Annotated in this window: 11 protein-coding genes; 6 read left to right on the top strand and 5 right to left on the bottom strand. The window is 70.6% G+C overall.

Annotated features, from left to right (window positions below; all coding sequences use genetic code 11):
• Window positions 1-73 precede the first annotated feature (73 nt).
• The 3 genes from GTY96_RS23215 (at window position 74) to GTY96_RS23205 (ending at window position 3,701) form a co-directional block, all read left to right on the top strand.
• Window positions 74-484 (top strand): SET domain-containing protein-lysine N-methyltransferase, encoded by a 411-nt coding sequence (locus GTY96_RS23215; RefSeq protein WP_143906724.1) that lies wholly within the window; start codon window positions 74-76, stop codon window positions 482-484.
• A gap of 200 nt (window positions 485-684) precedes the next feature.
• The gene (locus tag GTY96_RS23210; RefSeq protein WP_143906726.1) at window positions 685-2,304 is read left to right on the top strand and encodes a DUF1592 domain-containing protein; all 1,620 of its coding nucleotides are present in this window, start codon (window positions 685-687) and stop codon (window positions 2,302-2,304) included.
• Between the two features lie 11 nt (window positions 2,305-2,315).
• Complete coding sequence (locus GTY96_RS23205; RefSeq protein WP_143906728.1) at window positions 2,316-3,701, top strand: DUF1552 domain-containing protein; 1,386 nt, start codon at window positions 2,316-2,318, stop codon at window positions 3,699-3,701.
• A gap of 98 nt (window positions 3,702-3,799) precedes the next feature.
• Here GTY96_RS23205 and GTY96_RS23200 read toward each other — a convergent pair whose 3' ends face one another.
• Window positions 3,800-5,104: a pectin acetylesterase-family hydrolase gene (locus GTY96_RS23200; protein ID WP_143906730.1), complete on the bottom strand. Its 1,305-nt coding sequence runs from the start codon at window positions 5,102-5,104 to the stop codon at window positions 3,800-3,802.
• 279 nt (window positions 5,105-5,383) lie between these two features.
• On the opposite strand from GTY96_RS23200, the gene GTY96_RS23195 reads away from it, so the two are divergent.
• A complete protein-coding gene (locus tag GTY96_RS23195) occupies window positions 5,384-6,067 on the top strand; it encodes a hypothetical protein (protein WP_161665836.1) in 684 nt (227 codons plus the stop codon).
• Here GTY96_RS23195 and GTY96_RS23190 read toward each other — a convergent pair.
• Window positions 6,058-8,187, bottom strand: coding sequence for an ATP-binding domain-containing protein (locus tag GTY96_RS23190; protein WP_161665835.1), 2,130 nt, complete (start codon window positions 8,185-8,187; stop codon window positions 6,058-6,060). The two genes, GTY96_RS23195 and GTY96_RS23190, sit on opposite strands and share 10 nt — an antisense overlap.
• Before the next feature lie 351 nt (window positions 8,188-8,538).
• Here GTY96_RS23190 and GTY96_RS23185 point away from each other — a divergent pair, with 351 nt between their 5' ends.
• Together GTY96_RS23185 and GTY96_RS23180 are read left to right on the top strand one after the other, a co-directional pair.
• Window positions 8,539-9,369: a hypothetical protein gene (locus GTY96_RS23185; RefSeq protein WP_143906735.1), complete on the top strand. Its 831-nt coding sequence runs from the start codon at window positions 8,539-8,541 to the stop codon at window positions 9,367-9,369.
• Window positions 9,370-9,499: 130 nt separating this feature from the next.
• Window positions 9,500-10,645, top strand: coding sequence for an acyl-CoA dehydrogenase family protein (locus tag GTY96_RS23180; RefSeq protein ID WP_143906738.1), 1,146 nt, complete (start codon window positions 9,500-9,502; stop codon window positions 10,643-10,645).
• Between the two features lie 32 nt (window positions 10,646-10,677).
• On the opposite strand, the gene GTY96_RS23175 is transcribed toward GTY96_RS23180, so the two are convergent.
• From GTY96_RS23175 to GTY96_RS23165, 3 genes are all read right to left on the bottom strand, one after another.
• Window positions 10,678-11,211 (bottom strand): DUF2780 domain-containing protein, encoded by a 534-nt coding sequence (locus GTY96_RS23175; RefSeq protein WP_328700973.1) that lies wholly within the window; start codon window positions 11,209-11,211, stop codon window positions 10,678-10,680.
• Between the two features lie 111 nt (window positions 11,212-11,322).
• Window positions 11,323-11,811, bottom strand: coding sequence for an NUDIX hydrolase (locus GTY96_RS23170; protein ID WP_143906743.1), 489 nt, complete (start codon window positions 11,809-11,811; stop codon window positions 11,323-11,325).
• A gap of 174 nt (window positions 11,812-11,985) precedes the next feature.
• On the bottom strand, window positions 11,986-13,542 hold the full coding sequence (locus GTY96_RS23165) for an ArnT family glycosyltransferase (RefSeq protein WP_161665833.1): 1,557 nt from the start codon (window positions 13,540-13,542) through the stop codon (window positions 11,986-11,988).
• Window positions 13,543-13,659: the final 117 nt, after the last annotated feature.

The raw sequence follows: 13,659 nt of genomic DNA, 5'->3' as shown, positions 1-13,659 counted from the left end.
GCTTCCCGAGCCCGGCCGGAGTGCGCGATGGTTCGCCCGCGTGGACGACACCGGAAGCGAAAGAGAAGCCCCCATGAACCTGGGCCCGGCGCTGTTCCTCCATCCCGGCGTGAAGGTCCGGCCGTGCGAGTGGGGGATGGGCGTCTTCACCGACGTGTTCATCGCGGCGGGCGAACTCATCGAGGAGTGCCACTACCTCAAGGTCCCCCAGCGCCAGTGCCGCGGCGAACCGCTGGACGACTACGTCTTCGAGATTCGTTGGCACCGCCACGAAGAGCCCCGCAAGGGCGACTGGGTCGCGCTCGTGATGGGGTACGGGATGATCTACAACCACGCCACCGAACCCAACGCGTCCTACAGCCGCGCGGTGGACCGGGATGTGTTCCGCTATCACGCACTGCGGGACATCCACCCCGGTGAGCAGATCTGCATCAGTTATGGCGAGAACTGGTGGACGGCCCGAGGTGAGGAAGTTCCTCCCTGAGTCGCGCGGCACCGTGTGCGCCGCGGGCCGGTGCGTGCCCACTTCGTGCTCCGGGATGGGCGCCTCTCTCTCTTTCTCCGCGAGAGATGAAAACGCCTCGAAATGAAATCCCCGCTGAAAGCGAGGGCCTCAGCCAGTAGACTGCCGGGCGCCTGTGCGCCGGGCCTTACGCCGCGCGGGTGCGAGGAATGCCAGACATCATGCCATTGCGTCGTTTCTATCTGTCCTCCGCTCTCGTGCTCACCGCCTCCGGCTGCACCGGCAACATCGGTGGGCAGGACGCGGCGCTGGAGAGCTCGGCGGCACCCGCGCGCGTGCGCCGGCTGACGCGCGACGAGTTCAACAAGTCCGCCTCCGCGGTGCTGGGGACGCCCGTGGACATCGCACAGGGCTTCGCGGCGGAGGACACCATCCTGGGCTTCTCCACCCACGAGCGGCTCCAGGTGACGTCGCTGCTGGCGGATCAGATCGACAGCGCGGCCGTGACGCTGGCGGAGCAGGGCAAGGAGGAGCTGCGCGACCTCTACCGGTGCCCCTCCGGCAAGGCAGCGGACGACTGCGCGCGCTCCTTCATCCAGACCGTGGGAGAGCGCGCCTTCCGCCGGCCGGTGACGGCGGAGGAGGCGGCGGACCTGCTGGCGCTCTTCAACCAGGGCAAGCAGGGCGGGACGATGGAGACGGGCGCGGAGCTGGTGCTCCAGGCGCTGTTCTCCTCCGCGTCGTTCCTGTACCGCACGGAGCTGGGGCCGGACTCCGCTCGCAAGGGTCAGGTCGTGGAGCTGACCCCCTACGAGGTCGCCTCCGAGCTGTCCTTCATGGTGACCGGCGGTCCCCCGGACGCGACGCTGCTCGCCGCCGCCAAGGCCGGCTCGCTGTCGTCGCCCGACGAGCGCGAGGCCCAGGCGCGCCGCCTGCTCAAGACGGATGAGGCGCGCGCGAAGCTGCGCCAGTTCTTCATTGAGTGGCTGGGCATTGGCGGCCTGTCCAAGGTCAACAAGAACAACCTCGTGTACCCGGACTACAGCGTGGACTTCCGCGACTCCATGGTCCGGGAGCGCGACGCCTTCCTCGACGCCATCGTGAAGGACCACGCGGGCTCCGTGGAGGAGCTCCTGGGGGCGAACTACTCCTACGTGGATGAGACGCTCGCCAGCTACTACGGCGACCTGAGCCGCACCAACGTGGACGACACCGGGATGGGCCGCGTGACGCTGCCCCCGGAGCGCCTGGGCATCCTCACCCAGGCGGGCGTGATGTCCACCTACGCCCACTTCGACTCGTCGTCCCCCATCAAGCGCGGCAAGTTCGTGCTCACGCGCCTGCTGTGCCGCACGGTGCCCGCGCCGCCCGCGAACGTGTCCACCATTCCCCCGGCCCTGTCGGAGGACGCCACCACCCGCGAGCGCTTCGCGGCGCACACCAACAACCCGGCGTGCGCCAGCTGCCACAAGACCATCGACCCGATGGGCTTCGGCATGGAGGACTTCGACGGCCTGGGCCAGCACCGCACGGAGGAGAACGGCCGCCGCGTGGACGCCAGCGGCGCGGTGATGGCGGCGGACGGCACCACCAACCTCGGCAGCTTCACCGGCGGCGCGCAGCTGGCGCGCTACCTGACGACGAGCGAGGAGCTGGCCAACTGCGTGCCGCTGCAGCTCGTGCGCTACGCGATGGGGCGTGACGGCCACGCCTCCGACGCGCAGATGCTCGCCGCCATGCGCACCGGCCCGTACCGCACGGACCACCTGAAAATCACCGAGGCGTTGGTCAGCCTGGTGCGCTCGGATTCCTTCACCCAGCGGCGTCTGCCCACCCGTTGAGCCCAGACCCCATGTCCCGCGACTTTTCCCGACGCAGCATCCTGAAGCTCCTGTCCGGCACGGCCATGGCGGCGCCCTTCGCGCACCTGCTCACCAGCTCCGTGGCCGAGGCCGCCGAAGCCGCCCCCCTGCGCTTCATCGCGCTGTTCACCCCTCACGGCTACCTGCCGGAGTACTGGACGCCCAAGGGCAGCGACACCAACTACAACATCGACTTCGAGAACTCCGTCCTCCAACCGCTCCAGCGCCACCGCGACAAGCTGCTGGTGCTGGACGGCCTGGACTACCGCGTCCTCTACGAGCACGGCCGCACCGGCCACGAGGGCGGCCCCGTCACCTTCCTCACCGGCAGCCAGGTGGAGGTGTCCAGCGGCGACGAGCTGCCCTCGGGCCCTTCGCTGGACCAGGTGATTGGCAACACGGTGGGGGGCACCACCCAGTTCCGCTCGCTCCAGCTGCACGCCTTCGAGCAGTTCGGCGCCCAGCACGTCTACAACAGCATCTCCTTCACGGAGAACGGCTCGCGCGTGCCGTTCGAGCTGAACCCCGCCAACGTCTACAAGCGCCTCTTCGGGGGCCTGGGCGGCTCTCCCGCGGAGGCGCAGGCCATCCTGGCCAAGCGCAAGAGCCTGCTGGACTACCTCATCAAGGACGCCAACCGGCTGAAGAAGCGGCTGGCGGCCACCGAGGGCACGAAGCTGGACACGCACCTGGCGGCGCTGCGCGACATCGAGCGGCGGCTGACCAACGCGGGCGCGCTCAACTGCGAGCGGCCGGAGGCGCCGTCCGACGCGCTGAGCGACCTGGGCGACATCGACAACATGCCCGGCCTCACCACGCTGCACATGGACCTCATCGCCCGCGCGTTCGCGTGTGACCTGACGCGGGTGGTGACCATGACCATCCCCGGGCCGTCCATGCCGTGGATTGGCATCAACGAGGACATCCACAACGACATCGCCCACCGCACCGACACCCAGTCCCAGCCGGAGCGCACCAACATCCGCCTGCGGATGGTGCGGGTGCAGCAGTGGTACGCCGAACAGGTGGCCGGCCTGATGGACAGCCTGAAGGCCATCCCGGAGGGCAGCGGCACGGTGCTGGACAACACCCTCATCCTCTGGGGGAACGAGCTGGGTGACGCCGCCGGCCACATGAACGTGTCCATCCCCACGGTGCTGGCGGGCGGCGCGGGCGGGAAGTTCCGCATGGGCCGCATGCTGTCCCTGCGCCCCAACAACAAGGACCCCCTGGCCAACTGGCCGGGGCCGGGCAGCCCGCTGCCGGGCGCGGTGGAGCACAACAAGCTGCTCACCTCCATCGCCCAGGCCTTTGGCGTCAACGTGGACCGCTTCGGCCACCCGGACTACACGGGCACGCTGCCCGGCCTCACGTAGCGCCCCAGCGGGCCTCCAGGGCCTGGAAACGACAACGGGAGCGGGCCTGGCTGGCCCGCTCCCGCTTTCGTTTCAGGAGGCTTCAGGGACGGTGGGGACTACCCGCCGAGCGCGCCGTTGATGAGGGGCGCGAGGATGCTCATGCCCGCGTCCTCGTTGTTGTAGTTGTTGGCGGGCTCGTAGATGCGGACGCGCTGGTTGCCGTTGATGAAGCGGTCCAGGAAGACGTCCATCGGCACGAACTCGCTGTGGCAGGCATAGGACTGCCACGGGCTGCTGATGTACTCGTACCAGTACTTCTTCTCCATGCGCTGGCAGGCGTGCGAGCCCACGAAGGTGATGATGGTGCTGCAGTGGCTGGCGTTGATGGCGCGCTGGTGCGGGATGAAGTAGCTGAAGTTGTTGTACTTGTTCAGCTCCGTGACGAACGCGTCCTGGTCCGTCTTCCAGTAGGCGTGGACGGACGCCTCGTCGTTGGGCGTGCGGAAGCGCTCATACGAGTAGCGCGAGTAGTTGTAGTCCATCGTGTAGCCCGTGTACGCGAGCTGATCGTTCGGGAACTCCGTGGCCACCATGCGGTTGATGGAGCCCATGTCGCTGATGCTGAAGCTGCCCGGCAGCTGGCTGAACACCGAGTCCAGGTTCCACGACGAGCGGATCTTGTCGTGCAGGGGGCGCGACAGGGAGTTCGCGTTCGGCGCCATGAAGATGGGGCCGGAGTCGTTGATCATGTAGCCGCGGGCCGGGTTGATGGCCTTGCGGATGAAGTAGTAGCCGGCGGAGGTGGACGTGCCGCCCGCGCTGTAGCCCGTGACGAGCAGCTTCTGCACGTTGGGGAACTGCTGCTTGGCGTAGTTCGCCGCGGCCAGCGTGTTGGTGTAGCCGGAGTGGTACCAGGTGAGCGGCGCCTGGCCGCCCGTGGTATCCGTGTAGACCTTCGTGTTGTTGCCGATGTGCACGTCGCCCGTGCAGTACGGCAGGTAGACGATGTTCCAGCCCTTGGTGACGATGTCCTTGCGGTCGCGGAAGGGCAGGCCCGGGTCCGCCCCGTTGACGATGGGGGACACGTACTTCGCCGTGAACTGCTTCATGTAGTCGTCGGCGATGCCGTTGGGGTTCGCCGCGCCCAGGATGCCCGTGCGGCCGCTACACGAGTCGTAGTCCCAGCACGCGCCGCCGCCCTCCATCATGAACAGCACGTTGGGGGAGCCCGTCTTGTTCACGAAGAACTTGTACTGGGAGCCGTTGCCACACTTGGTGTTGGGCAGCGTCACCTTCTGCCAGTTGTAGTTGTTTCCGCCGTCGACCAGCACGTCGACGATGCCTTCCACCAGCACCTCGGCGCGCGCGGCGCCCACGGGAGCGGTGAGGGCCAGAAGGCTCATCCAGAGAAGACTTCTCATGCGGCTTCCTCCTAGGGGGAGTGAATGGGTTGCGGACGCGGATGTTACGTTTTTGTTTATCAGCCGTAACCAGGGAAGGTTCGCTTGCGGTGAAAATAGTGAATTCCATGCCGGGCGCAGCATTCCAGCGGAGAGGATCCAAATTGCCGCTTCGCGTCAGTTATTGAATGAGAATTGACGCGAATGGCCATGTTTTAAATGTATCAATTGCGCGGTGCGTTGCGCGGATGGCCTGACGTGGGTTGCGGCGGGCGCCGGGCGCGCGGTATGGCCTTGCTCATGAGCACGCGCGCGCGATGGAAGCTGCCCCTGGGCACCGCGGGAGTCCTGGTCCTGGCGGTGGGGGCGTGGCTTGTCTTGGGTGGCCAGACGCCAGACGTTGGCGCGCCGGGGGTGCCCCCGGCCGCGGTGGCCCCGGCTCCGGTGGCGCCTGCTCCCGCGTTCGCGTCCACCCCGGCGGTGCCCCGGGCGAAGGATGGGGGGCTGGACCTGGTGTCCGCGGCGGCGGCCCAGGTGCAGGCGGCGCCGGAGGAGGAGCCCGGCCCCTACCCGGTGGACCTGGAGGCGGTGCGCGCGAAGCTGCCGGACAACCTGTACTGGGAGACCGGCGTGCCCACCAAGGACCCGGAGGAGCTGCGCCGCCGGGCCGAGGTGGAGGCGAAGTGGAACACCCTCTTCGGCAGGGTGCAGTCCAACGAGGCCTCCGAGGAGGAGGTGCACCAGTACTACGACCACCGCCGCAAGGTGTCCGAGGACGCCATCGCCTTCGCGACCACGCTGCTGCAGGACTACGGCGACAAGCTGCCGTCGCAGGACAAGGGCCTCCTGGAGCTGAGCGTGACCCTGCACCGCGCGCGGCTGGCGGAGGTCCCCCGCCAGGAGTCGGACGCGCTCGTGCGCCGTGAGGCCCACGCCCAGCGGCAGCGGGAGTGGCGCGCCAGCGGCGGAGGCCGTCAGCCCTGAGCCGTCTCCTCCGCGCCGGGGAAGGTGCGGATGAGCGGGGAGCGCACGGCGGAGGAGGCCACCCACAGCTGGTGGGAGGAGCGGGTGACGGCGACGTGCAGCCTGCGGCGGGCCTCGTCGTCCGCGGGGTAGGCGCGGGCCGTCACGTCCGGCAGGACGACGTAGTCGAACTCCAGGCCCTTCACGTTGTCCACGTCCGTCACGTCCACGCCGGGCTCGAAGGAGAAGTCTCCCTCCAGGACGAGCCGGGCCCAGGGCATCTCGCGGATGACGCGGTGGAAGGACTCGGCGGCTTCGCGGTTGCTGGCGATGACGCCCACCGACGCGTGCGGCTCACGCAGCACCAGGTCGCGCAGGGCGTCTCCCAGGAACAGCCACGCCTGGGCCTCGTCGGGGAAGTGGTGGAAGCCCACCGGCGCGCCCTCGCGGCCGGCCCTCGCGGAGGCCGCCGGGGCCTGCGTGCCCAGCACGTGCCGGGCCAGCTCCACCACCGGGCGCGGGCAGCGGTAGGACACCTGGAGCCGGCAGGTGGCGGCGTCGCGGATGCCCAGCTCGTCCAGGGCGGCCGTCCACCCCGCGAAGCCCGCCGTCGTCTGTTGCACCTCGTCGCCGGCGAGCGTGCAGCTGCGGCTGTCGCCCAGCAGCTGGCCCACGACGAAGAGCTCGAAGAGGGAGAAGTCCTCCGCCTCGTCCAGCACCACGTGCGCTAGGCGGTCCGCGCCCAGCGCGCCCCGTTGGGCCTTGAGGAACATCAGGATGGGCAGGTCGTCCGGGTCCAGGGTGCCCGCGAGCGCGTCGGGCGTGTCCGCCTCGATGGCGCGGCCGTCCACCGTGACGAGCCGGTCCTCGTCGTAGCCCTTGAACTGGCGCGACAGCGGCACGGCGGTCTGCTGGCGGGTGTGCTCCAGCACCTCCTCCACCACGGTGCGCGGCAGCTCGCCCTTCGCGTCCGCCACCACGGCCTCCAGGAAGGCGCGGTCCATGAACGCGTCCGCCAGCTTCAGGCGCAGCCGGTCCAGCGTGGGGGGCAGGGGCTTGCCCTTGAACACGGGCAGGCGGGACGCCAGCGCGCGGCGCAGGGCCGGGTGGCGCTTGAAGCGGGAGACGAGCGCGGGCGTCTCCGGGGACAGCTTGATGCCCGGCACGCTGAAGGCGGACCGCGCGGTGCCCAGGGACCAGGCGTCCAGCGTCTCCACGGACACCTTGCCCAGGCCCAGGGGCGCCAGCAGCCGGCGCGTCAGCCGGGCCAGGCCCTCCTCGGGGACGACGACCTTGGTGCGCGCCTGCGGGTACGTCTTCGCGTCGTCGAAGGCGACCTTCGCCAGCCGGTGCAGGGCCACCGTCGTCTTGCCGCTGCCCGCGCTGCCCAGCACCAGCAGCGGCTGCTCGTGGCCGGTGCTGACGGCCGCGTACTGCTCCGCGTCCAGGAGCGCCGTCACGCCGAAGGCGTCATCCACGTGCGTCGCGCCCCGGCCCACGCCCAGGAAGCCCGGGCGGGCGGCGGTGCCGCTGCCCCCGGCGAGCACGGAGGCGGAGTCGCGCCCGCGGGAGTGCCAGAGGCCCTGCGCGTCGCGATGGAGGCGATGCGGGCCGGTGCTGATGCGGGTGAGCACGCCCTTCTCGATGATGACCAGCCGGCGTGCCTCCACCTCGCCCTCGGAGAGCCGGTCGCCGAAGTACTCCTCGAACGCGTCGCCCTCCTCGTAGTTGTAGAAGACGCGCGCGACGGGGGCGAAGCGCCAGTCGATGACGCGCACGCCGGCGGCGAGGTTGGCGAAGCTGGTGCGGCCGAGCAGGTAGTCGCGCGCTCCGGTGGGGCCGGACAGGCGCAGGTGCGCGAAGTAGGGCGCGTTCGCGTCCGGCAGCGGCACGGTCTCCTGCCGCTCCAGCATGGAGCGCACCTCGTTCATCTGGGTGAAGACGTGCGGGAGGTCCGCCGCGTGCGCGGTGGACGCGTCGTCGCGCAGCACCTGCAGCTGCGCCATCAGCCCCTGGGTGTCCAGCGTCCGCTCCGCGGCCTGGCGGCGCGCCTCGGAGAGCGCCTGCTGGACGCGGGACAACAGGGCCTCTTCCTCGGCGATGAGCGCGAGCGCCTCGGGCGACAGCTCCTGTCCGGCCATGACCTCTTCCTTTCACGCCGCGCGGGGGTGTCCGGCGCCACGCCGGAGGACGGGCCGCGGGCACCCGTGGCGCGCGCAAGGTGACGTCTGGTCCCGCGCGGGTCAACCCGTTGGTTTTTCGGGCCGTCTTGCTAATGTGGAGGTCGCGCTGGAGCCAGCGGAGTCCCGGCCTCGCGCCCTTCCCATCCGCCCTGGCAGGTTGCCTCCCCAGGGGGTGGGGTTCGTGTCCGCGAATGGTCGCTCGAGGGGGCCGTCTGTCGAATGGCGGCGAGCACCTCAGGTTGGTTGCTTCTAACCGCGCCCGGGGCTTGCTTCCGTCCGCCTCCATCCCGAACACGGAGGATGTACCGGATGATCTCGATGAACTCGCCGTTCCGCTGGACGCTGTCGCTCGCCGTCGCGCTGGGAGTCACCACGTCCGCGCGTGCCCAGGACACGGAGACGCGGACGGAGACCACGACGACGCAGACGGAGATGACGACGGAGGAGCTGACGAAGCCGGTGCGGGGCCATGGGCGCGTGGGGCCGGAGTTCGCCGCGAGCGGCAACGCGGGCTTTGGCGTGGGCTACGTCTACAAGAACGGCCTGAGTCCGGCAGGCACGTTGGAGAACCTGAAGATCACCGACTCCGCGAAGGTGTCCATCCCGGTCATCGTGGAGGTGGGCTTCCGCGCGACGCCGCGCTTCTACGTGGGCGCGTGGGGCAGCTGGGAGAAGGTCTTCACGAAGACGAACGCGCTGTCGTGCCCGGAGGGCTTCGACTGCTCCACCGAGCAGTGGCGCGTCGGCTTGGAGGTTCGCTACCACGTGGCGCCGGACATGCGGTTCGATCCGTGGATCGGCCTGGGCGCGGGCATGGAGTTCCTCAAGAGCCACGTGCAGGGCAACACGCAGGTGCAGGTCTCGCCGGGGGTGGTCCTCCCGGCGAACCTGGACACGCACGTCACGGACCGGGGCCCCACCTTCGCCCGAATCACGCTGGGCGGTGATATCCGCATCACCCGGGGCCTGTCGGTGGGTCCCATCATCACCGCGTCCGTGGGCCAGTACACCGTGCGCACCGGGACGCAGACGCTGGACATCACCGGCGTGGGCACCCGCGACGTGGGGCTGACCCACGTGGATGACGGCTTCCACGCGCTGTTCACCGCGGGCATCCGGGTGGCCGTGCTCCCGCTGTAGCCCGGGCGCGGTGCTTGAAGACGCGGGACGCCCGCGGCGCTCCCTGACGCGGGACACCCCGCGTTCATCCGCGCACGCGGCAGGCCAGGCGACTTGAAAGCGCGGGGATGGCCCTGACAGCATCCCCGCCATGGATGAGCGCTTCACCCCCGAGCATGAGGCGTTCCGCCGCACGGTGCGCCAGTTCGTCGAGCAGGAGCTGGCCCCGCATGCGCTCGCGTGGGACCAGGCCGGCGAGTTTCCCCGCGACGTGTACCGTCGCTGCGGTGAGCTGGGCCTCTTCGGCATCAACCATGATCCCGCGTATGGCGGCAGCGGGCTGGACTACTGGTACGTCGCCGCCTTCGCGGAGGAGCTGGCGCGCGCCTGGAATGGCGGCGTGGCGATGTCGCTCATGGTGCAGGGACAGATGGCCACGCCGGTCATCAACGAGCTGGGCACCGACGAGCAGAAGCGCGAGTTCCTGGCCCCCGCGCTCGCGGGGGAGCGCATCGCGGCGCTGGCGATGAGCGAACCGGACGCGGGCTCGGACCTGGCCCGGCTGCGCACCACGGCCAAGCGGGACGGCGACGACTACGTCATCCAGGGCGCGAAGACGTGGATCTCCAGCGGCGCCCGCGCGGACTTCCTGGTGCTGGCGGTGCGCACGGGAGGGGAGGGGGCGCCGGGCATCTCGCTGGTGACGATGCCCACGGATGTGAAGGGCTTCGCGGTGTCCAAGAAGCTCCAGAAGGTGGGCCACCGTTCGTCGGACATGGCCATCCTCTACTTCGAGGACTGCCGCATCCCCGCCCGCTACGTGCTGGGCCGGGAGAACGATGGGTTCTTCCACATCATGAACAGCTTCCACGCGGAGCGGCTGGTGACGGCGCTCCACACCGTGGCGGTGATGGACGGGCTGCTGCGTGAAGCCATCCGCTACGGCCGCGAGCGCAAGGCGTTCGGACAGCGGCTGGTGGACTTCCAGGTCTGGCGTCACACCTTCGTGGACCACGCCACGCGGGTGGAGGCGGCGCGGCAGCTCACGTATCAGGCGGTGCAGCTCTTCAATCGCAAACGCAAGCAGAAGCCCGTGAAGGAGATCGCCATGGCCAAGCTGCTCACCACGGACCTGGCCCAGCGCGTGGCGTATGACTGCCAGCAATTCCTGGGCGGCATGGGCTACGTGGAGGAATCACACATCGCGCGGGCGTGGCGCGACGTGCGCATGCTCACCCTCGGAGGAGGGACGTCCGAGGTGATGAAGGAGATCATCGCCGGGACGATGGCGCTGTAGGCCCCCCGGATTGACAGGGGGGGCGGGGCACCTCAGCCGCCCAGGAGCCCGCCGAGCATCCCGCCCAGCCCGCCGCCCTGTGAGCCACTTCCACCGCCGGCACCGCCCGTGAGCATGGGCACCACGGCGAGGACCTTGGTCACCAGCCCCGGATCCAACCGAGACTTGAGGAAGTCGAGCAGCAGTGGAGCCACCAGGGTGGCCTTGCCCGCGTCCAGGTTGAATCGCTGGAGGATGGCCACCACGCTGGCCACCTCGCCCGCGTGGGCCGCCGCGCCGCCCAGGGCGCCCATGAGGCCGCCCCCACCGCCACCGCCGAGCATGCCGCCCAGGGCGCCCAGGGCGCCCCCATCACCCGCGGGGGCCTGCTCCGCCGCGGCCTGCTTCCAGCCCTGGAGCTCCGGGATGGCGTGCTCCAACTGCTGGGCCGCGTCCGGGCCGACCTTCTCCTGCACCGTGCCCTGCACCATCTTCAGGAGCGAGCCCGCGAGCCCCTGTGCCTGCGTGCCATCCACTCCAAGCTGCTGCGAGAGCTGTCCGATGAGGTCCATGCCGCGCTCCTTCACGTGGGTCCCAGATGGGAGGCGGCTGTTGTAGCGGGCCGGAGCGTGAAGCGCGCCCCAAAACAGTGGGCGGGCTGGCACGAGCGTGGGGCGCGGGACGCCCCGTCGGTGGCCTTACAACCGCGTGAAGGACCAGCTCACCGCGTGGCCGCCCTCGTAGGGCATGACGCCGTGGAAGGGGCGCGGGTCCGCGTCGAACACGAGCGGCAGGAAGTGCCGGTCCCCGTCCCACAACGACAGCGACAGGATGGAGGCCACCGGGACCCACGACAGCGAGCCCTCGGGGTTCTTCTCCAGCGGGGTGCCCTCGAAGGCGTCGATGCGGAAGATGAAGCCCAGCCAGTCCTCGCCGTGCTTGCCGAAGCCGGGCCAGGACAGGGTGCCGCGCAAGGCCATGCGCGTGCATTCGATGCCGGCCTCCTCGCGGATCTCCCGGCGCATGCACGCGGCGATGTCCTCGTCGCGGTCCATCTTGCCGCCCAGGCCGTTGTATTTGCCGTAGTGCGCGTCGTCCGGGCGCGTGTTCCGGTGGATGAGGAGCACCTGCTGGCCATCCGGCGACATCACGTAGCCCAGCGTGGCGACGATGGGGGTGTAGGGCATGGGCTCGGGTCCTCTCCTGATTCGGACAGGGCGTCAAGGAAGGCGAGCGTGCACGGCCCGGACGGTCCTTCGACGGAGCTGGTCCTGCGCACGGTGGGTTCCCAGGCACGGCCTACACGGAAGGGCATGGGCCGTGGTGCGGGGCGTGCTCCGAGAGGCGGTGGGACCTGGACGCTACGGAGGCGACCCGGTCGCGGCGCCGGGCCGCGGTGGGGTACGGCGCCACAGCTCGACGGCGGGGGACTCCGGGGACACGCTCCTCGCGTGGTTCGCGGCGAACCACCGGTGGCTGTCGGCGGACAACTGCCACTGGCCGCGCGCGCCCAGGAGCGTGAAGTCACATTGCTCCAGCAGCGCGAGCATCCTCCGCTGCGAGTCCGGGCTGGCGAAGGCCGCCGCCGCGTCCGCGAAGCGCGCCCCCGAAGCGAGTGCGTCCTGGAGCATCAGCGCGTACGGATCCACCGGCACGGGCTGTCCCGGGAGCACGGGGGGCAGCCGCCCCGCGAGCAGCCCCCATCCTGGCTCGAAGCCACACAGGGTCGCGTCCGGGGGCACCTGGGCGCGGACGTAGCGGGCCTGGAGGACCTGCTCTGGGGGGCGGATCTCCGCGCCGCGCAGCGCCTCGCGCACCGAGTACAGCGGCCCGAGCAGGACCAGTCCGAACGCCACCGCTCCCACGGGCCGGGCCCTCGCGGCGGCGAAGCCCACGAGCGCCGCCGCGCCCAGTCCGGCGAGCAGCGACTCCGGGCCCGCGAGGAGCGCGTTGTAGTTGGACCAGTAGCTGTGCGCGGCGAGGTACGCCGCCACGGTGAGCAGGTAGGTGGCGGCCACGAAGCGCTCGGGCGCGGCCTCCTCGCGGGTGCTCCGGCGTACGGCCCTCGCCAGCGCCACGCACAGGCCCACCGCCGCGAGCAGCAGGGCGTAGCGGCGCCGCTCGTGGGTCATCTCCAAAAGCCGCTCCCAGCGGGACGTGACGCCATCCTCGGGGCGGGCGGACTGGAACCACAGCACGTCGCGGACGAAGGCACCCGGGGCCCGCAGCGCCAGGGGGCCCACGAGCGCCAGCACGGTGAAGGACGCGGCCAGCACGAACCGCCGCGCCAGGCTCCAGCGAGGACCGGGCGCCCGGGCCACGAGCGCCGCCGCGCCCCAGATGCCGCCCAGCACCTTCACCGACGCCATGACGCCCGCCAGCACCCCGGCGATGGCCGCGCGGCGGGGCAGGGGGGCCCGGCCCGAGGGCAGGAGCCACGCGTTCGCGAGCCCCAGCCCGCACAGGTTGAGCAGCGGATCCAGGAACGGCCCGCGCTCCATGGTGACGACCTCCGGGTGCGCCGCGTAGGCCAGCGCGGCCACCACGCCCGCCACGGGACCCCAGGCGCGCATCGCCAGCCGTCCCACCAGCACGGTGCTCACCGCGCCCAGTCCGGTGGCCAGCCACCGCGCCAGCGCGAACCCCACGGCTGGATCCCCGAACGCGCCCACCACCGCGGCCGGAGCCCCCAGGAGCAGCGCGCCCGGCGGGTGCACGAAGAGGAAGTCGCGGTAGGGCAGGAGCCCCTTCCACAGGAGCGCGGACGCCGCGTAGTAGACGCCCTCGTCGTAGTTGACGACGTAGCCGAGCGCCCCTGCGCGGTGGAAGAAGGGCAGCGCCCGGAGCACCCAGGCGCCCACGGCCACCGCCGCCAGGGCCCAGGGCCACCAGCGCCGGGGCCGTCCACCATCCGTCATGCGCGCGAATCCGTCCAAGGGGCGCGCATGCTACGCACCCGGCGCCGCCCCACGCGAGGCCCCCCACGACCGACCCGCCGTTCCCCCTCCCTCCTGCCCTCGGGATGGGCGGCTTCA

Origin of the sequence: Corallococcus silvisoli (assembly GCF_009909145.1) — a bacterium.
Lineage (GTDB): Bacteria > Myxococcota > Myxococcia > Myxococcales > Myxococcaceae > Corallococcus > Corallococcus silvisoli.
This window is presented reverse-complemented; position numbering and strand designations above follow the sequence as displayed.

Bases quoted from the DNA above. Each gene is read 5' to 3' on its own strand.
- GTY96_RS23210 (WP_143906726.1), top strand. From the start codon at position 685: ATGCCATTGCGTCGTTTCTATCTGTCCTCCGCTCTCGTGCTCACCGCC.
- GTY96_RS23195 (WP_161665836.1), top strand. From the start codon at position 5,384: ATGAGCACGCGCGCGCGATGGAAGCTGCCCCTGGGCACCGCGGGAGTC.
- GTY96_RS23185 (WP_143906735.1), top strand. From the start codon at position 8,539: ATGATCTCGATGAACTCGCCGTTCCGCTGGACGCTGTCGCTCGCCGTC.
- GTY96_RS23215 (WP_143906724.1), top strand. From the start codon at position 74: ATGAACCTGGGCCCGGCGCTGTTCCTCCATCCCGGCGTGAAGGTCCGG.
- GTY96_RS23170 (WP_143906743.1), bottom strand. From the start codon at position 11,811: ATGCCCTACACCCCCATCGTCGCCACGCTGGGCTACGTGATGTCGCCG.
- GTY96_RS23200 (WP_143906730.1), bottom strand. From the start codon at position 5,104: ATGAGAAGTCTTCTCTGGATGAGCCTTCTGGCCCTCACCGCTCCCGTG.
- GTY96_RS23205 (WP_143906728.1), top strand. From the start codon at position 2,316: ATGTCCCGCGACTTTTCCCGACGCAGCATCCTGAAGCTCCTGTCCGGC.
- GTY96_RS23190 (WP_161665835.1), bottom strand. From the start codon at position 8,187: ATGGCCGGACAGGAGCTGTCGCCCGAGGCGCTCGCGCTCATCGCCGAG.
- GTY96_RS23180 (WP_143906738.1), top strand. From the start codon at position 9,500: ATGGATGAGCGCTTCACCCCCGAGCATGAGGCGTTCCGCCGCACGGTG.
- GTY96_RS23165 (WP_161665833.1), bottom strand. From the start codon at position 13,542: ATGACGGATGGTGGACGGCCCCGGCGCTGGTGGCCCTGGGCCCTGGCG.